At 57.2% G+C, this 17,453-nt stretch carries 14 protein-coding genes and 1 riboswitch; of the genes, 5 read left to right on the forward strand and 9 right to left on the reverse strand.

The window, feature by feature from the left end:
* Window positions 1–275: 275 nt before the first annotated feature.
* Window positions 276–1,127, reverse strand: a complete 852-nt coding sequence (gene murI, locus KHQ24_RS21045) for a glutamate racemase (protein WP_023291541.1) — start codon at window positions 1,125–1,127, stop codon at window positions 276–278.
* Window positions 1,072–2,910 (reverse strand): TonB-dependent vitamin B12 receptor BtuB, encoded by a 1,839-nt coding sequence (gene btuB / locus KHQ24_RS21050; RefSeq protein WP_049092593.1) that lies wholly within the window; start codon window positions 2,908–2,910, stop codon window positions 1,072–1,074. Before btuB ends, murI begins: the two co-directional genes overlap by 56 nt.
* A gap of 64 nt (window positions 2,911–2,974) precedes the next feature.
* A riboswitch (cobalamin riboswitch) is annotated at window positions 2,975–3,162 on the reverse strand.
* Window positions 3,163–3,276: 114 nt separating this feature from the next.
* On the opposite strand from btuB, the gene trmA reads away from it, so the two are divergent.
* On the forward strand, window positions 3,277–4,377 hold the full coding sequence (trmA, locus tag KHQ24_RS21055) for a tRNA (uridine(54)-C5)-methyltransferase TrmA (RefSeq protein WP_004203692.1): 1,101 nt from the start codon (window positions 3,277–3,279) through the stop codon (window positions 4,375–4,377).
* A gap of 50 nt (window positions 4,378–4,427) precedes the next feature.
* Here trmA and KHQ24_RS21060 read toward each other — a convergent pair whose 3' ends face one another.
* Together KHQ24_RS21060 and fabR are read right to left on the reverse strand one after the other, a co-directional pair.
* Window positions 4,428–4,787: a YijD family membrane protein gene (locus KHQ24_RS21060; RefSeq protein ID WP_004203691.1), complete on the reverse strand. Its 360-nt coding sequence runs from the start codon at window positions 4,785–4,787 to the stop codon at window positions 4,428–4,430.
* 15 nt (window positions 4,788–4,802) lie between these two features.
* Entirely contained in the window at window positions 4,803–5,438 is a 636-nt protein-coding gene (gene fabR, locus KHQ24_RS21065; RefSeq protein WP_004151856.1) for an HTH-type transcriptional repressor FabR, read from the reverse strand.
* Between the two features lie 196 nt (window positions 5,439–5,634).
* Between fabR and sthA the strand changes: the two genes are divergently transcribed.
* Window positions 5,635–7,035, forward strand: coding sequence for a Si-specific NAD(P)(+) transhydrogenase (gene sthA / locus KHQ24_RS21070; RefSeq protein WP_002883016.1), 1,401 nt, complete (start codon window positions 5,635–5,637; stop codon window positions 7,033–7,035).
* Here sthA and oxyR read toward each other — a convergent pair.
* From oxyR to argC, 4 genes are all read right to left on the reverse strand, one after another.
* Window positions 7,018–7,935, reverse strand: coding sequence for a DNA-binding transcriptional regulator OxyR (gene oxyR, locus KHQ24_RS21075; RefSeq protein ID WP_002883015.1), 918 nt, complete (start codon window positions 7,933–7,935; stop codon window positions 7,018–7,020). The two genes, sthA and oxyR, sit on opposite strands and share 18 nt — an antisense overlap.
* Before the next feature lie 259 nt (window positions 7,936–8,194).
* Window positions 8,195–9,568 carry an argininosuccinate lyase gene (gene argH, locus KHQ24_RS21080; RefSeq protein WP_049092592.1) on the reverse strand — a complete coding sequence of 458 codons (1,374 nt, stop codon included), beginning with the start codon at window positions 9,566–9,568 and terminating at the stop codon, window positions 8,195–8,197.
* Between the two features lie 100 nt (window positions 9,569–9,668).
* Window positions 9,669–10,445: an acetylglutamate kinase gene (gene argB / locus KHQ24_RS21085; RefSeq protein ID WP_085955164.1), complete on the reverse strand. Its 777-nt coding sequence runs from the start codon at window positions 10,443–10,445 to the stop codon at window positions 9,669–9,671.
* A 6-nt stretch (window positions 10,446–10,451) separates the two neighbouring features.
* Window positions 10,452–11,456 (reverse strand): N-acetyl-gamma-glutamyl-phosphate reductase, encoded by a 1,005-nt coding sequence (argC, locus tag KHQ24_RS21090; protein ID WP_048293960.1) that lies wholly within the window; start codon window positions 11,454–11,456, stop codon window positions 10,452–10,454.
* 113 nt (window positions 11,457–11,569) lie between these two features.
* Between argC and argE the strand changes: the two genes are divergently transcribed.
* Together argE and ppc are read left to right on the forward strand one after the other, a co-directional pair.
* Complete coding sequence (gene argE, locus KHQ24_RS21095) at window positions 11,570–12,721, forward strand: acetylornithine deacetylase (RefSeq protein WP_004203688.1); 1,152 nt, start codon at window positions 11,570–11,572, stop codon at window positions 12,719–12,721.
* 258 nt (window positions 12,722–12,979) lie between these two features.
* Entirely contained in the window at window positions 12,980–15,631 is a 2,652-nt protein-coding gene (ppc, locus tag KHQ24_RS21100) for a phosphoenolpyruvate carboxylase (protein WP_017899812.1), read from the forward strand.
* Between the two features lie 46 nt (window positions 15,632–15,677).
* Here the strand turns inward: ppc and zinT are convergent, their stop codons facing one another.
* Window positions 15,678–16,328: a metal-binding protein ZinT gene (gene zinT / locus KHQ24_RS21105; protein WP_004203686.1), complete on the reverse strand. Its 651-nt coding sequence runs from the start codon at window positions 16,326–16,328 to the stop codon at window positions 15,678–15,680.
* A 69-nt stretch (window positions 16,329–16,397) separates the two neighbouring features.
* Between zinT and KHQ24_RS21110 the strand changes: the two genes are divergently transcribed.
* Entirely contained in the window at window positions 16,398–17,339 is a 942-nt protein-coding gene (locus tag KHQ24_RS21110) for an AraC family transcriptional regulator (protein ID WP_310904134.1), read from the forward strand.
* Window positions 17,340–17,453: the final 114 nt, after the last annotated feature.

Below are 17,453 nucleotides of genomic sequence, written 5' to 3' on the forward strand. Positions count from 1 at the left end.
GTCTGATAAATTGTTAAAGAGCAGTTGCAACGCGGCTTTCAGCTCACCGTTGCGAGGTCCCGTATAATACGTTTTCCTCATTCAGAGTCAAGCCCTTATTTTGCTTTTCTCTGTCGGTTTTCAGCGCTGAACTTCATCGCCGAAACCCTGCTGACCCGGCGGCTCGCTTGCCGTTGTTCCGTGTCAGTGGAGGCGCATTATAGGGAGTTCTGAGACGTTGACAAGCCCTGTTTTCAAAAAATTATTCAACCGTCTCTTTTTTGTGCAAAACGCCGTTAAAGCGGTAATTTTTCCAGCGTCGAGAAGCCATAGCGATGCAAAACGGGTAAAAGTTGTTCCGTTTCTGCCGTCAACGCCATGCAGAATGCTTTATTCTCGTCGCTGGACTTCGCATCCGGCGCTTCATGCTCTAACAGCCAGGCGGTGCGACGGGCAATCGCCGCGCCGGAATCAATCAGCCGCGTGCCTTCCGGCAGAACGCGCTGCAGCTCCTCCTGTAAAAGAGGAAAATGGGTGCAGCCCAGCACCACCGTATCCGGCGGCTCCTGCATCCGCAGCCACGGGCGCAGGATACGGCGCAGCTCTTCTAACGGCACAGGCTCGCCGTGCAGCTTCGCTTCCGCCAGCTCCACCAGCTCCGCCGACCCCAGCATCTCAATCCGACATTCATTGGCAAAGCGGTCGATCAGCTCACGGGTATAAGGACGCTTTACGGTACCGCGCGTCGCCAGCAGACCAACAATGCCGTTCGCCGTTAAGCGGGCGGCGGGCTTGATCGCCGGCACCACGCCAACAACGGGGAAGGCGAACTTTTCACGCAGGGCAGGCAGGGAGACGGTACTGGCGGTATTGCAGGCGATCACCGCCAGCGCCAGGGGATAACGCTGCTGGACAGCGGTGACGATTTCCACAACGCGCTCAACGATAAACTCCTCGCTCTTCTCGCCATAGGGGAAGGCAACGTTATCGAAAGCATAGATGTAATGCAGATTCGGCAGCAGCTGCCGAATCTCATTATAAACCGACAACCCACCGACGCCGGAATCAAACACCAACACGGTGGGACGTGGATCAGAAGGTGTAGCTGCCAGACAAGGTGTATTCCCGTCCTGCAGATTGGTAGCCATAAACTGTCTCGTAATCTTTATCGAACAGGTTGGCTATTTTACCACGAACTGTCAGGTGTGAGGTGACGGGATACGATAAACCGACATCCCAGAGGCTCAACCCACCCATATTGACGGTACGCGAATTGTCGTAATCATAATCGTAGCGCTTGCCGATGTAGTGATACGTCACATCCCACCCCAGATCGTAGACCTGGCCGTTCAGCTCGTATTTCACCTGCTGCTTCGCCCGGCGATAGAGGATCTTGTTAGTTTCATCATCGCGAGGGTCAACATACTGCAGCGTCAGATGGTGCTCCACCGGCCCTGTGGTGACATTTCCCGTCCACTCCAGCCCCTTGATCGTCGCCGACTTGACGTTGTAATAGGCGTTGTTGTCGTAATCGATGAGGTTTTGAATCTCATAGCGATACGCGGAGAGACGCCAGTCGACCGGCCCCGTTAACCCTTCAAGGCCCGCTTCCCACTGCTTCGACTCCTCTGGCTTCAGGTTCGGGTTAGAGGCGATGCCAAAGCGTTCTGCGCCGTACTGCTGCCCGAGGGAGGGGGCGAGGAATCCTGTGCCGTACGAGAGCGTTGTCCGATAACCGTCGATAAATTCCCAGCCAGCCGCCGTCTGCCAGGTACCGTGCCAGCCAAACTGCTCGTCATGATCCTCACGGCCGGAAGCTTCCAGCGTCACGCTGTCAATCTGCTGCTGGCCCGTCAGATAAAGACCGGTGGTATCGCGCTTATACACGTCGGTACTGGTCGTTCCGCTGGATTTCAGCTTCTCCTGTTTCCAGTCTACGCCGCCGCTCACCGCGCCATGGCCCACCACAACATTATTTCCCCACTGGATATAGCGCTGTTCCATATCATCCAGGGTGGTGCCCGCGGCATAGCGGCCAGCGTCGCTGCTGTAGTTGTAATCTTTAATACGCTGATAGTTCGCAATCAGCTGGGAGGAGTAAATTCCGGAGTGGTAGTGCAGACCGGTATCCCAGGATTGGGTATAGGACTGATCTTCATCGTTTCCACCTGCGTAGCCCCAGTTACCCTGGTCATAGTCAGCATTGGCGGAATAACCATAGCCGCGGAAGAATCCCGAGAAGTTATCATCGAACTGATGCTGTACCCCGCCCCACAGCATTTTATTGCGGTAGCCGTCGCGATCGCTGTCGCCGCTATAAGAGGAGTTCGGCTGGACGTTAAACCCTTTGGTGGTCTGATAGGCGCCGGCAGCGGTAACCAGCGTATCGCCAAACCGCTTGTTGAAGGCGCCATCATAGGACTGATAGCCGTTCGTTCCCGCGCCGGCGTTGATCTGCGAACGCTCAGCGTCGGTCATGGTGATAATGTTCACCACCCCGCCGATCGCTCCGGAGCCGTACACCGCGGAGCGCGGGCCGCGGATATATTCCACCCGCTGGACTAAAGAGATAGGGATCTGACTGATATCCACGCCGTTGGAGATCCCCGGACGCGCCATCGGCACACCATCGATCAGCACCAGCACGTGGCGAGCCTCCGTCCCCCGAACATACAGCGAAGCGCTCTGCCCCATGCCGCCATTGCGGGCAATATCGACCCCGGGAAGACGACGCATGACATCGTTTAAATCTTTGGACTGCCAGCGATCGATGTCATCACGCGTCACTATATCGGTCGGCGCCAGCACGGTATTGACCGGCTGTTGAAAACGGTTTGCTGTCACCACCAACGTATCTGAATTGCTATCCTGCGCCCAGCCGGAAAATGCCGTGACGGATAAGGCCGTCATCAGCGAAGCTTTTTTAATCATTGTAAAAGCATCCGAAACAGAAAAAGGATGCCGCAGGTTTTATCAGTTGCTCGCGACGATAAAACCCAGTGCGACGTATTCCGGCAGGTCTTCGGGCTTGGAGGCTGTTTCAAGAAATAATGACTTCCCACGGCTAACCGCAGTGTCTGCACCGAGTGCGCTCATTTCTCACCTTCCTTACCGCTGCGCGTCAGCCCCAGATTTCCACTGGGTTCCCTTTTAACTCACAGGACCGGTAGGCGAATGCTACAATCAGAATCATATAGATGTCCAGACTGCTAATTATATTTCCCGCGGCATTCGAGGCTGGACATCCCCGGCGCTTTCCCTACAATCCCCGCGTACTTATTTTATTCAGGATACATCATGACCCCCGAACACCTTCCTACCGAACAATACGAAGCGCAGCTGGCAGAAAAAGTCGTCCGTTTGCAAACCATGATGGCGCCTTTTGCCGCGCCGGTTCCGGAAGTGTTTCGTTCGCCGGTCAGCCACTACCGTATGCGCGCCGAGTTCCGTCTGTGGCACGATGGCGACGACCTGTACCATATTATTTTCGATCAGCAGACCCGGTCGCGGATTCGCGTTGACAGCTTTCCGGCCGCCAGCGCGCTGATCAATCAGCTGATGACCGCCATGCTGGAGGGCGTGCGCAACAATCCCGTCCTGCGCCATAAGCTGTTCCAGATTGACTATCTGACCACCCTCAGCAATCAGGCGGTCGTCTCGCTGCTGTATCATAAAAAGCTGGACGATGCCTGGCGTGAGCAAGCGGAGGCGCTGCGTGACGCCCTGCGAGCCCAGGGGCTCAATGTGCATCTGATTGGTCGGGCGACCAAAACTAAAATCGAGCTCGATCAGGATTATATAGATGAACGTCTGCCGGTTGGCGGTCGGGAGATGATCTACCGTCAGGTGGAAAACAGCTTTACCCAACCGAACGCGGCAATGAACATTCAAATGCTGGAGTGGGCGCTGGATGTCACCAAAGGAGCGACCGGCGACCTGCTGGAATTGTACTGCGGCAACGGTAACTTCTCGCTGGCGCTGGCGCGTAATTTCGATCGCGTCCTGGCCACCGAAATCGCCAAACCGTCGGTGGCGGCGGCGCAGTACAACATCGCCGCCAACCATATCGACAACGTGCAGATTATCCGCATGGCGGCTGAAGAGTTTACTCAGGCGATGAACGGCGTGCGTGAGTTTAACCGGCTGCAGGGTATCGATCTGCAAAGCTATCAGTGCGAGACCATTTTCGTCGATCCGCCGCGTAGCGGGCTGGACAGTGAAACGGAAAAAATGGTGCAGGCCTATCCGCGCATTCTGTACATTTCGTGCAACCCGGAAACGCTGTGCCGCAATCTGGAAACGCTAAGCCAGACGCATAATGTTACCCGGCTGGCGCTGTTCGACCAGTTCCCGTATACCCATCACATGGAATGCGGCGTGCTGTTGACCCGGAAATAGGCCAAAAAAAACCGGCAACGTCATATTGCCGGTTTTTTATCACTGGCGGCTTATTCGGCTGCCGTATTTTTGCGGTTACGCATCTTGTAGCCGATCCAGAAGACCATCGCGACGGACAGAACGGCCGGGAAGAAGTTAGAGCCGATATCCGGGTACTCCGCACGCACGACGGTGCTGTACAACAGCACCCCGAGAATAAAAAAAGCGGCGGCCAGGCCCGGTAGCCCAACGGGCATACTGCGATTCTGATAGCGCTGATGCAGACAGTAGACCGTCAGCAGCAGGGATAAGATGGGGAAGACGGAAAACGGAACTATCGAACTGAACAGCGCCGCAAAGGCGCCATTAATAGATAACCCGGCAATCAGCGCCAGCAGCAGCGTACCTTTATCTTGAACTGAGTGTTTCATTGCTCGTCCTTCACGTTATTCGGAATGATGTGACATTTTTTCTTGTTCACGGCGATACCAGTAATACGCGCCTTTCGAGATCATTCTGAGCTGCAGTACCAACCGTTCTTCCAGCTGTCGGCGCTGTTCAGGGCCGACATCCAGCGCTTCCGCGCCAGCGCTAAAAACGATGGTGACCATAGCTTCAGCCTGCGCTTCGGTAAAGGCGCGCGGCATATGGTTTTCGAGTTCTAAATAGTCGGCGAGTTCCGCAATAAAGTGCTGGATCTCGCGTGCGACGGCGGCGCGAAACGCCGCAGAAGTTCCCGAGCGCTCGCGCAGCAGCAGGCGGAAGGCGTTCGGGTTGTTACCGATAAACTCCATAAAGGTCGAGACCGAGGTGCGGATCACGCTGCCGCCTTTGGCAATCCGCTGGCGCGCCTGGCGCATCAGCTGGCGCAGCATCAGTCCGCTCTCATCGACCATCGTCAGGCCTAACTCATCGACATCGCGAAAATGACGATAAAAGGACGTCGGCGCGATCCCTGCTTCCCGCGCCACTTCACGCAAACTCAGGCTGGCGAAACTCCGCTCAGCGCTAAGTTGGCTGAATGCCGCTTCCACCAGCGAACGGCGGGTTTTTTCTTTTTGTTGTGCTCTTACGCCCATCACGATGTATGAATCCTTCCAATAGCCCTGCTGGCACTATACCAGAGATTAAAACTAATCGGTTTGCCCTGGATTGTGAATGATTGTTTACGAGCCGTTTCTGCTTTTATGCCGCAAAAAAGCACAACGATAATTGGGTTAAAGCGCAGCGAATGTTATCATCGTGTTTATTTTATGTATAAAACAGGTGAGTAATGCCATGTCACACTCTTGGGATTATGATGCAATAGTGATTGGTTCCGGTCCTGGCGGCGAAGGCGCCGCCATGGGACTGGTGAAACAGGGAGCACGCGTTGCCGTCATCGAGCGCTACCATAATGTCGGCGGCGGTTGCACCCACTGGGGCACCATCCCGTCGAAAGCCCTCCGCCATGCCGTCAGCCGTATTATCGAGTTTAACCAAAACCCCCTCTACAGCGACCACTCCCGCCTTCTTCGCTCTTCTTTCGCCGACATCCTTAACCATGCCGACAGCGTCATCAACCAGCAGACTCATATGCGCCAGGGATTCTATGAGCGCAACCACTGTGAAATTCTGCAGGGCAATGCCCACTTCGTTGATGAGCATACTCTGGCGCTGGAGTGTCATGACGGCACGGTTGAGACGGTGACCGCGGAGAAATTCGTTATCGCCTGCGGATCTCGCCCCTACCATCCGGCGGATGTCGATTTCCACCACCCGCGCATCTATGACAGCGATTCGATTCTCAGCCTGCAGCATGAGCCGCGCCATGTGATCATTTACGGTGCCGGGGTAATCGGTTGTGAATATGCGTCGATCTTCCGCGGCATGGAGGTGAAGGTCGATCTGATCAACACCCGCGATCGTCTGCTGGCCTTCCTCGATCAGGAGATGTCAGATTCGCTCTCTTATCACTTCTGGAACAGCGGCGTGGTCATTCGCCACAACGAGGAGTATGAGAAAATTGAGGGGGTGGATGACGGGGTGATCATGCACCTGAAGTCCGGCAAAAAACTGAAAGCCGATTGCCTGCTGTACGCCAACGGCCGCACCGGCAATACCGACACTCTGGCGCTGGAAAATATCGGTCTGCAGACCGACAGCCGCGGTCAGCTGAAGGTCAACAGCATGTATCAGACCGCCCTTCCGCACATCTATGCGGTTGGGGATGTCATCGGCTATCCGAGCCTCGCCTCCGCGGCGTACGATCAGGGACGCATTGCCGCCCAGGCGCTGGTGAAAGGCGAAGCCTCAGCGCATCTGATTGAAGATATCCCGACCGGGATCTACACCATTCCGGAAATCAGCTCCGTCGGGAAAACCGAGCAGCAGCTGACGGCGATGAAAGTGCCGTATGAGGTGGGTCGCGCTCAGTTTAAACACCTGGCGCGGGCGCAAATCGTTGGCATGAGCGTGGGAACCCTGAAGATCCTGTTCCATCGGGAGACCAAGGAGATCCTCGGCATTCACTGCTTTGGCGAACGCGCAGCCGAAATCATTCACATCGGCCAGGCGATCATGGAGCAGAAAGGTGGTGGTAACACCATTGAGTACTTCGTCAACACCACCTTTAACTACCCGACCATGGCGGAAGCGTACCGGGTTGCCGCGCTGAACGGCTTAAACCGCCTGTTTTAACGCCTTGTCGAAATGGCCATCCATCGTGCCGCGGATGGCCTCCGCCAGATGTTCGTAGCGGCTGCGCAGCGGTGAGCCCGGACGGTAAACCAGACCGATGGTGCGTCTTGGCTCTGGCTTAATGCACGGCAGGTAGACCACGCCATCGCGTTTTCTTTCCTGCGGCACCGCCAGCGCAGGCAGCAGGGTAATACCGCTGCCTGCCGCTACCATATTGCGCAGCGTTTCCAGGCTGGTCGCGCGGAAGTGGGTATCCTCATCCGCCCCCGCTTCAAAGCAGAAGCCCATCGCCTGATCGCGCAGGCAGTGCCCATCCTCCAGCATCAGCAGCTTTTCACCGGCCAGATCCGACATCGGCACCCGATCGCGGTTTGCCCACGGATGATCCTCATAGATAGCCAGCATCATCGGCTCATCGAACAGCGGCACCTCGATAAAGGCCTCGCTCTCTTTGACCAGCGCCAGGATGGCGCAGTCGAGCTTACCGCTGTCGAGCTGAGCCAGCAGCTGATGGGTCTGCGCTTCGTGCAGATACATTTCCAGCTTCGGGAAGGTCTGATGCAGCATCGGAATGATGTGCGGCAGCAGGTACGGGCCAATTGTCGGGATCAGGCCGATATGCAGCGGCCCGGACATGGTTTCCCCTTGTTGGCTTGCCATCTCCTTGAGCACTTTTACTTCGCGTAACACGGTACGCGCCTGATCCACCAGCAACAGCCCCGCCTGGGTAAACAGAACCTTACGGCTGGTGCGCTCCAGCAGCATGACGCCAAGCTCATCCTCCAGCTTGCGGATCTGTCCGCTGAGCGTCGGTTGGCTCACATGGCATGAGTCAGCCGCCCGCCGGAAGTGGCGGTGTTCGGCGAGCGCTACCAGGTATTCAAGATCGCGAATATTCATTATTCATCCTCCATCGCCACGATAGTCCATGGCGATAGATAGCATAGCAACGAACGATTATCCCTATCAAGTTTTCTGTTCAATAATACACCCATAAAGACGGTGAACCTCTGAAAACCACTGGCCCGTCACACTGTTTCTCTACCCGAACAACTAAAGCCAACGTGAACTTTTGCGGACCTTGCGTCCGCTTTTTTTTTTGCATAAAAAACCCGGCGTCGCTGGGCTCGGCCGGGTCAGGGGGGCAGATATCTAAGGATTAGCTCAGACGGGCCTTCGCCTCGCCGATAGCCTGCGCCACCTGCTGCGGCGAGACGCCGCCTTTTGCCGCGCGTTTATCCAGGCAGGACTGCAGCGACAGGATCGGATAAACATCGTCCACAATCACCGGGCTGAATTTCTGCAGATCGGCCAGGGCCAGCGCTTCCAGCGGTTTCCCTTGCGCAATGGCTTCCACCACCGCTTCACCGACAATATGGTGCGCCTCGCGGAACGGTACGCCTTTCGCCACCAGATAATCCGCCAGCTCCGTGGCGTTGGCATAGCCCTGCTGCGCCGCTTCCGCACAGCGCGGACGTTTTACCTGGATGCCATCCAGCACCAGGGTCGCCATATGCAGGCAGTCGAGCCAGGTATCCAGGGCGTCGAAAAGCCCCTCTTTATCTTCCTGCATATCTTTGTTGTAGGCCAGCGGCAGCCCTTTCAGGGTCATCATCATGCCGGTCAGCGCGCCCTGCACGCGACCGCATTTGCCACGGATAAGCTCCAGGGCGTCCGGGTTTTTCTTCTGCGGCATCAGCGAGGAGCCTGAGGTTACGCGGTCGGAAAGCTCGACGAAATTCGCCTCGCCGGAGTTAAAGAAAATCAGATCTTCCGCAAAGCGCGACAGATGCACCATGCCGATAGAGGCATCGGAAAGCAGCTCCAGAACATGGTCACGGTCGGACACGCTGTCGAGGCTGTTGCGGGTGGCGGAGGCAAAGCCCAGCCACCCGGCCAGCTGCTCGCGGTCGATCTCATACGCCGTTCCCGCCAGCGCGCCGCAGCCCAGCGGGCTAACGTCGAGGCGCTTCAGCGCGTCCTGCAGGCGGCTTTCGTCGCGCGCCAGCATTTCGACATAAGCCAGACACCAGTGCGCGAACGTCACCGGTTGGGCGCGCTGCAGGTGGGTGTACCCCGGCATCACCGCGTCCTGGTTCTGCTGGGCCGTCTCCACCAGCGCGCTCTGCAGCTGGCGGTTCGCCGACAGCAATTCGACAACGGTATCTTTGCACCACAGTTTAAGATCGGTAGCGACCTGGTCGTTACGGCTGCGGCCGGTATGCAGTTTCTTGCCCAACTGGCCCACTTTGTCGATCAGTTTGCCTTCCACCCAGCTGTGAATATCTTCGGCATCGCTGGTGAGGATTTGCTGCGGATTGGCGCGCACCTCTTCCAGTAGCACGTTCAGCGCTTCTTCCAGCTGCTGCTGTTCAGCGGCACTCAGAACGCCGACCGTTACCAGCGCTTTCGACCAGGCGACAGAGCCAACGATATCCTGCTCCGCCAGACGATAGTCGAAGCGCAACGAGTCGTTGAACTGTTTAAACCGTTGATCTGCTGCCTGTGTAAAACGCCCGCCCCAAAGTGCCATAACATGCTTCCTTTATTCATTAGTTCCGCCGGTGGCGTTGTGCCTCCCCGGCCTACGGTCTTGTAAGCCCGGCAGACAACGCGCCGCCGGGCATGAAATCTTAAGCCAGAATACGTGTGCCGATTGGCGTGCCGTTAAACAACGCCGGCAGCTGCTCGGCGTGACGCCAGGAGGCGATGTCCACCGGACGGCCCAGAGCGCGTGCGGCGTCAAGGGCCGCATTCACTTTAACAATCATGCCGTCGGTGATAATCCCCTGCTCGATCAGCTGTTCCGCTTTCTCGGCGGTCATCTCGGCAATGCGCTGCCCTTTACCGTCGAGGATACCGCTAACGTCAGACAGCAGGATCAGATCCGCCCCCAGGGTGGCCGCCAGCGCCGTCGCCGCCTGGTCAGCATTGACGTTCATCAGCTGGCCCTCGTCAGTCACGCCGATAGAGCTCACCACCGGCAGGTAACCACCCGCCAACAGGGTGTTGATCAACGTCGGAGAGCCCGGCTGCGCCAGCCCGACATGGCCCAGCTCAGCATCCAGCTGCGTCACCTTCACGCTATCGCCATCGCCGAGGAACAGGCCGACAGAGGCCAGACCGTGCTTTTTCGCCCACGCCAGCAGCGTCTTGTTAGCGGTTCCCGCCAGCGCGCCGGTGATGATGTCGATTTGCTCAGCCGGCGTCACCCGCAGACCATTTTTCTTCTGCACCGGCAGATTGAGCTGCTTCATCAGCTCATCCACCACGCAGCCGCCGCCGTGGACGATAATCAGCGGACGCTGGTGCGCTTCACGGTAATTGACCAGCGCGGTAAACAGACGCTCCAGCGCTTCTTCGCTATCGAGTAATACGCCGCCAAGTTTGATAATTAATGGGTTCATCATCACACCTTAAATAAGAGACTGCGTCTCAGCGAAGCCGAAACGAATATTCGCGCACTGCACCGCCTGCGCTGCGGCGCCTTTCAGCAGGTTATCCTCTGCCGCGACGACGATGAGATGATCGTCCTGCACGGCAAAACCGATATCACAGAATGGCAGGCCTTCGACGCTTTTCAAAGCGGGCACGCCTTTATCATATAAACGTACCAGTGGTTTATCGGCGTAAGCCTGCTGGTAAACCGCCGCGATCTGCGCATGGCCGACGCCCGGCTTCAGACGGCAGGTAATGGTTTCCAGGATGCCGCGCTTAAAATTACCCAGGTGCGGGGTAAAAATTACCTTTGCCCCGAGGTGGCTGGCAATCTCCGGCTGATGGCGATGGTTAAATATGCCGTACGGCTGCAGGCTAACTTCACAGAAGCTGTTGCCGATCGCGGCCTTACGACCCGCGCCGCTCACCCCGCTGGTGGCGTTGATCACTGGCCACTGGTTGAGATCCAGCAGACCGGCATCGATCAGCGGCTTCAGCGACAGCTGCGCCGCCGTTGGGTAGCAGCCAGGCACCGCGATTAACTGCGCTTCTTTAAGCGCATCCGCGCTCCACTCCGCCAGACCATACACCGCCTGTTTGAGCAGGTCGGGATGCTGATGAGTGAAACCATAATATTTTTCGTAGAACGCCCCATCGTTAACGCGGAAGGCACCGGAGAGATCGAACACCACGCAGCCGGCGGCAAGGAACTGCGGCGCCAGATCGTGACTCACTTCGTGCGCGGTGGCGAGAAACACCACGTCCACGCCAGCGCTGAATTCGCTGATATCGGACATCGGCTGCAGCGGCATATCGACAATGCCTTTGAGCTGCGGATGCAGGTCGGAAATTAATTTTCCCGCATCATTGCTTTGCGCGGAGACCGTCAAAGCGGTTATGTTCATATGCGGATGACGATTGATATAGGTCACCAGCTCTGCGCCGGCATAACCACTGGCACCCACAATCAGCGTATTTAACATTGGAAGCGCATCTCCTTACATTCGATGGGTTTTCTTACGCTCAACGATATTGTATTTTTATTCACAATAAATGCATGAATATTGATACTATCACGACCCAAGGTGTGTCAACAATGAAAAACAATTTACCGCCCTTTATCGAGATCTACCGCGCGTTGATCGCCACACCGTCCATCAGCGCGACCGAAGAGGCTCTCGATCAAAGCAATGAGTCTTTAATCAATTTGCTGGCCGGCTGGTTCCGCGATCTCGGCTTCAACGTCGAGGTACAGCCAGTGCCGGATACGCGCCATAAATTCAATCTGCTGGCCAGCACCGGACACGGCGCCGGCGGCCTGCTGCTCGCAGGGCATACCGATACCGTGCCGTTCGATGATGGCCGCTGGACGCGCGACCCGTTCACCCTCACCGAACACGATAACAAGCTCTACGGCCTCGGCACGGCCGATATGAAAGGCTTTTTCGCCTTTATTCTCGACGCCCTGCGCGATGTCGACGTCACCACGCTGAAAAAACCGCTGTATATTCTGGCCACCGCCGACGAAGAGACCAGCATGGCTGGCGCGCGCTATTTTGCCGAAACCACCCAGCTGCGCCCGGACTGCGCCATCATCGGCGAGCCCACCTCCCTGCAGCCAATCCGCGCCCATAAAGGACATATGTCCAACGCGATCCGTATTCAGGGCCAGTCCGGCCACTCCAGCGATCCGGCGCGCGGGGTCAACGCGATCGAGCTGATGCACGACGCCATCGGCCGGATTATGCAGCTGCGCGATCTGCTAAAAGAGCGCTACCACTTCGAGGCGTTCACGGTCCCTTACCCGACCCTCAACCTCGGCGCCATCCATGGCGGCGATGCCTCAAACCGTATCTGCGCCTGCTGTGAACTGCATATGGACATCCGCCCGCTGCCGGGGATGACCCTCAACGACCTTAATGGTCTGCTGGGCGAGGCGCTGGCCCCGGTCAGCGAACGCTGGCCAGGCCGCCTGACGGTCTCGGAGCTGCATCCGCCGATCCCCGGCTATGAGTGCCCACCGGACCATAAGCTGGTGCAGGTGGTTGAGAAACTGCTTGGCGCCCAGACCGACGTGGTGAACTACTGTACCGAAGCGCCGTTTATCCAGACGCTGTGCCCAACGCTGGTTCTCGGCCCGGGCTCGATCAACCAGGCCCATCAGCCTGACGAGTTTCTGGAGACGCGCTTTATCAAGCCGACGCGGGAGCTGATTAGCCAGGTGGTCCACCACTTCTGCTGGCACTAAAATCGCCCTCTTTTTCCGCCCCGTTCTCCCGGGGCGGAACGGTGACGATCGTCACATTTCCATAAGCGATGCTTATCCAGCGCCCCCTGAGTTAAATTTCGCAAATTACGGGTATTTACTCGTTTGCTGAAGCGATTTCGCAGTAATTGACGTGGGGGTATTTACGTGGCTTTATAAAAGACGGGTTGCTTATCCGTTGCTCACGTTCCAGCGCAGCGGATATAACAAAATAAAATGAGATGGGGTGTCTGGGGTAACATGAACGAACAATATTCCGCATTGCGTAGTAATGTCAGTATGCTCGGCAAGGTGCTGGGCGATACCATCAAGGATGCATTGGGAGAAAATATTCTTGATCGTGTCGAAACTATCCGTAAGTTGTCCAAATCTTCACGCGCCGGCAACGAAGCTAACCGCCAGGAGCTGCTGACCACGCTGCAGAATTTGTCTAACGACGAACTGCTGCCGGTAGCCCGTGCCTTCAGCCAGTTCCTGAATCTGGCTAACACAGCTGAGCAGTACCACAGCATTTCGCCGAATGGCGAAGCAGCCAGCAATCCGGAAGTCATTGCGCGTACCCTGAGAAAGCTCAAAGACCAACCCAATCTCAACGAAGAGACCATCAAAAAAGCGGTGGAATCTCTGTCCCTGGAGCTGGTGTTAACCGCCCACCCGACCGAGATCACCCGCCGGACGCTGATCCATAAAATGGTGGAGGTGAACAACTGCCTCAAGCAGCTGGATAACAAAGATATCGCGGACTACGAGCACCACCAGCTGATGCGCCGTCTGCGCCAGCTGATCGCCCAGTCCTGGCATACCGATGAAATTCGTAAGCACCGCCCTTCCCCGGTCGATGAAGCCAAATGGGGCTTCGCGGTGGTGGAAAACAGCCTGTGGGAAGGGGTGCCTAACTACCTGCGTGAGCTGAACGAACAGCTGGAAGCCAACCTCGGCTATCAGCTGCCGGTGGACTTTGTCCCGGTGCGTTTCACTTCGTGGATGGGCGGCGACCGCGACGGCAACCCGAACGTGACCGCCGATATCACCCGCCACGTGCTGCTGCTCAGCCGCTGGAAAGCGACCGATCTATTCCTTAAAGATGTGCAGGTGCTGATCTCCGAGCTGTCGATGGTGGAGTGTACCGACGAATTGCGTGCCCTGGCCGGCGCCGAGGGCGCTCAGGAACCGTACCGTTACCTGATGAAAAAACTGCGCACTCAGCTGATGGAGACCCAGGCCTGGCTGGAAGCGCGCCTGAAAGGTCAGAAGCTGCCGAAACCGGCGGGACTGATCACGCAGAACGAGCAGCTGTGGGAGCCGCTGTACGCCTGCTATAAATCGCTGCAGGCCTGCGGCATGGGCATTATCGCCAACGGCGAGCTGCTCGACACCCTGCGCCGCGTGAAGTCTTTCGGCGTACCGCTGGTGCGTATTGATATCCGTCAGGAAAGCACTCGCCATACCGAAGCGCTGGGCGAAATGACCCGTTACCTCGGGATCGGCGATTACGAAAGCTGGTCAGAAGCCGACAAACAGGCTTTCCTGATCCGCGAACTGAATTCCAAACGTCCGCTGCTGCCGCGCCAGTGGGAGCCCAGCGAAGAGACCCGCGAAGTTCTCGACACCTGCAGAGTGATCGCCGAGGCGCCGCGCGGATCGATCGCCGCCTACGTGATCTCGATGGCCAAAACGCCGTCCGACGTGCTGGCGGTTCACCTGCTGCTGAAAGAGGCCGGGATTGGATTCGCCCTGCCGGTGGCTCCGCTGTTCGAAACGCTGGACGACCTGAACAACGCCAACGACGTCATGACCCAGTTGCTGAATATCGACTGGTACCGCGGCTTTATCCAGGGCAAACAGATGGTCATGATCGGCTACTCTGATTCCGCGAAAGACGCAGGGGTGATGGCCGCCTCCTGGGCGCAGTACCAGGCGCAGGATGCGTTGATCAAAACCTGTGAGAAAGCCGGGATCGAACTGACGCTGTTCCACGGTCGCGGTGGCTCCATTGGCCGCGGCGGCGCGCCGGCCCACGCCGCGCTCCTCTCACAGCCGCCGGGAAGCCTGAAAGGCGGCCTGCGCGTTACCGAGCAGGGTGAGATGATCCGCTTTAAGTACGGCCTGCCGGAAGTCACCATCAGCAGCCTGTCGCTCTATACCAGCGCGATCCTCGAAGCCAACCTGCTGCCGCCGCCGGAACCCAAACCGCAGTGGCGCGACATCATGGCCGAGCTGTCCGACGTGTCGTGCAAGATGTATCGCGGCTATGTGCGTGAAAACAAAGATTTCGTACCTTACTTCCGCTCCGCCACTCCGGAGCAGGAGCTGGGCAAACTGCCGCTGGGTTCGCGCCCGGCAAAACGTCGCCCGACCGGCGGCGTCGAGTCGCTGCGCGCCATTCCGTGGATCTTTGCCTGGACCCAGAACCGCCTGATGCTTCCGGCCTGGCTGGGCGCTGGCGCTGCGCTGCAGAAGGTAGTCGAAGGCGGAAAACAGAGTGAACTGGAAGCGATGTGTCGCGACTGGCCGTTCTTCTCCACCCGCCTCGGCATGCTGGAGATGGTCTACTCGAAGGCCGACCTGTGGCTGGCGGAGTATTACGATCAGCGCCTGGTGAAACCGGAGCTGTGGGCGCTGGGTACCGAGCTGCGCAAGCTGCTGGCTGCCGATATCAACGTCGTGCTGGCCATCGCCAACGACTCCCATCTGATGGCTGACCTGCCGTGGATCGCCGAGTCTATCCAGCTGCGTAATATCTATACCGACCCGCTGAACGTCCTGCAGGCGGAACTGCTGCACCGTTCACGCCAGGCTGAAGAAGAGGGCAAAGACCCGGATCCGCGCGTTGAACAAGCGCTGATGGTCACCATCGCCGGCGTCGCCGCCGGTATGCGTAACACCGGCTAATCGATGTCTTCCCCCGGCCGCCCGGCCGGGGGATTTTTCACCCGTTTTAGTGGTGCAACATCTCATCAACGATCTGTTCTTTATGCAGCGCATAGGGATAATAGGTCGGCCAGTTATCCATCTCTTTCAACAACGCTTCCTGTGATTCATTGCCCATGAAAATATGGAAATGCTGCGATTTACGCGGACCAATGATATGGTCGCTGAACTGGACATATTTTGGCGCGTTGGCATCGCCCTGCTGGCACTCGAACAGATAACGTACGCCCTTCTTACCGGAGGCGTAATGCAGAATTTTGTAGCCTGAATAGCGGTATTTGCAGCTGTTGACGGTCTCGCCGACGTGGAACTCAATCACGTCATCTTCAATGCCAATCTGTTCCACATCGGTGGCGTAGCCCTTCTTATAATAGGCGCGATACTCCTCCACGCTCTTGCCGCCGGGCTTTTTCGCCTTCTGCTCCAGCACCGGATCGAGATCGCCGTTGAGCAGATATGGGTTCACCGACTGCCAGACGCCCTCCCAGTCGCTCAGCGCGCGGTCCTGCACATCTTTATCCGCAAAAATGCCTTCGCTGGCCTGACGCTCCACTTCGGTTAGCGCCGGCCCATGGCTATGGTTGCCGTGGGCGAACGCCTGGGCGCTGGCGAGCGCCATGCCGAGTCCCAAGGCCAGCAGGGGGATCTTTCTGGTCATTACTCTCTCCTGAATTTGCTATCAATGGCGACAAATTGTTACGATATAACATAACTCAAATAAGAAGCAATAGCGACAGGCTGGCGCTTTTACCGCTGGAATAATGTCCGGTATGATGAAAAGGGTGATGCACGGGGCGGAACAATGATGGACAACGATATCAATCAACTTATTGATGCATTGCTAAAAAAACAGACCAGCCTCGGCCGGGTTTATTTCGCCGGCGAGACGCGCTCGCCTGCTGAACCGGTGGTGCAGGTTGATTTTCCCCGTCTGAATATCCTCCTCGATGGGCAATTGCGCGACCAGGCGCTCGGCGATACCGCCCCGCCCCTGGAGACCCATGACGTGCTCTATATTCCTGGCGATAGCTGGAACTGCCCACAGTGGCAGGCGCCCTGCCTGCTGTTAAGCATCCTGTTCGCTAAGCAGCAGCTGGAGTGCTCGCTGCAGCACTGGAATGGCAAGACGATCGCCGTTGTTGAAAAACTACAGGCGCTGCGTCGCGGGCCGCGCGTCGGTTCCTTTCTGCTGCAGGCGCTCAACGAGATCCGGATGCAGCCGCAGGAGCAGCAAACCGCCCGCAGCATCGTCATCAGCCTGCTCAGCCACTGCCATGATCTTCTCGGCAGCCAGGCGCAAACCTCCTCGCGCAGCCAGGCGCTGTTCGAGGCAATCCGTCAGTACATCGAGGTCCATTACCCGGAGCCGCTGAGCCGGGAATCGGTCGCCCAGGCGTTCTATCTCTCTCCTAACTATCTTTCTCATCTGTTCCAGAAATGTGGGCCAATGGGCTTCAATGAATATCTGAACCACATTCGTCTCGAACAGGCCCGTATGCTGCTGAAGGGCCACGATATGAAAGTGAAAGACATCGCCCACGCCTGCGGCTTCGCCGACAGTAACTACTTCTGCCGCCTGTTCCGCAAAACCACGGAACGCTCGCCGTCTGAATACCGCCGCCAGTACCATAGCCAGCTGACGGAAAAATCATCCCCGGCAAAAAACTAGATTTTTGTGTGTTAAACCTGACTTTTGTGCGCGCTATAGTTTCCTCTCCTCCCCGTCAGCGTCGATAAATGTGATCTAAATCATCCTTAATCGCGATGCGTACATTTATCCAGT

Origin of the sequence: Klebsiella sp. 54, assembly GCF_018223875.1 — a bacterium.
In the GTDB taxonomy this organism is placed as follows: domain Bacteria; phylum Pseudomonadota; class Gammaproteobacteria; order Enterobacterales; family Enterobacteriaceae; genus Klebsiella; species Klebsiella quasipneumoniae.

Bases quoted from the DNA above. Each gene is read 5' to 3' on its own strand.
- KHQ24_RS21060 (WP_004203691.1), bottom strand. From the start codon at position 4,787: ATGAAACACTCAGTTCAAGATAAAGGTACGCTGCTGCTGGCGCTGATT.
- argE (WP_004203688.1), top strand. From the start codon at position 11,570: ATGAAAAACAATTTACCGCCCTTTATCGAGATCTACCGCGCGTTGATC.
- ppc (WP_017899812.1), top strand. From the start codon at position 12,980: ATGAACGAACAATATTCCGCATTGCGTAGTAATGTCAGTATGCTCGGC.
- oxyR (WP_002883015.1), bottom strand. From the start codon at position 7,935: ATGAATATTCGCGATCTTGAATACCTGGTAGCGCTCGCCGAACACCGC.
- murI (WP_023291541.1), bottom strand. From the start codon at position 1,127: ATGGCTACCAATCTGCAGGACGGGAATACACCTTGTCTGGCAGCTACA.
- argC (WP_048293960.1), bottom strand. From the start codon at position 11,456: ATGTTAAATACGCTGATTGTGGGTGCCAGTGGTTATGCCGGCGCAGAG.
- argH (WP_049092592.1), bottom strand. From the start codon at position 9,568: ATGGCACTTTGGGGCGGGCGTTTTACACAGGCAGCAGATCAACGGTTT.
- sthA (WP_002883016.1), top strand. From the start codon at position 5,635: ATGTCACACTCTTGGGATTATGATGCAATAGTGATTGGTTCCGGTCCT.
- btuB (WP_049092593.1), bottom strand. From the start codon at position 2,910: ATGATTAAAAAAGCTTCGCTGATGACGGCCTTATCCGTCACGGCATTT.
- argB (WP_085955164.1), bottom strand. From the start codon at position 10,445: ATGATGAACCCATTAATTATCAAACTTGGCGGCGTATTACTCGATAGC.
- trmA (WP_004203692.1), top strand. From the start codon at position 3,277: ATGACCCCCGAACACCTTCCTACCGAACAATACGAAGCGCAGCTGGCA.
- zinT (WP_004203686.1), bottom strand. From the start codon at position 16,328: ATGACCAGAAAGATCCCCCTGCTGGCCTTGGGACTCGGCATGGCGCTC.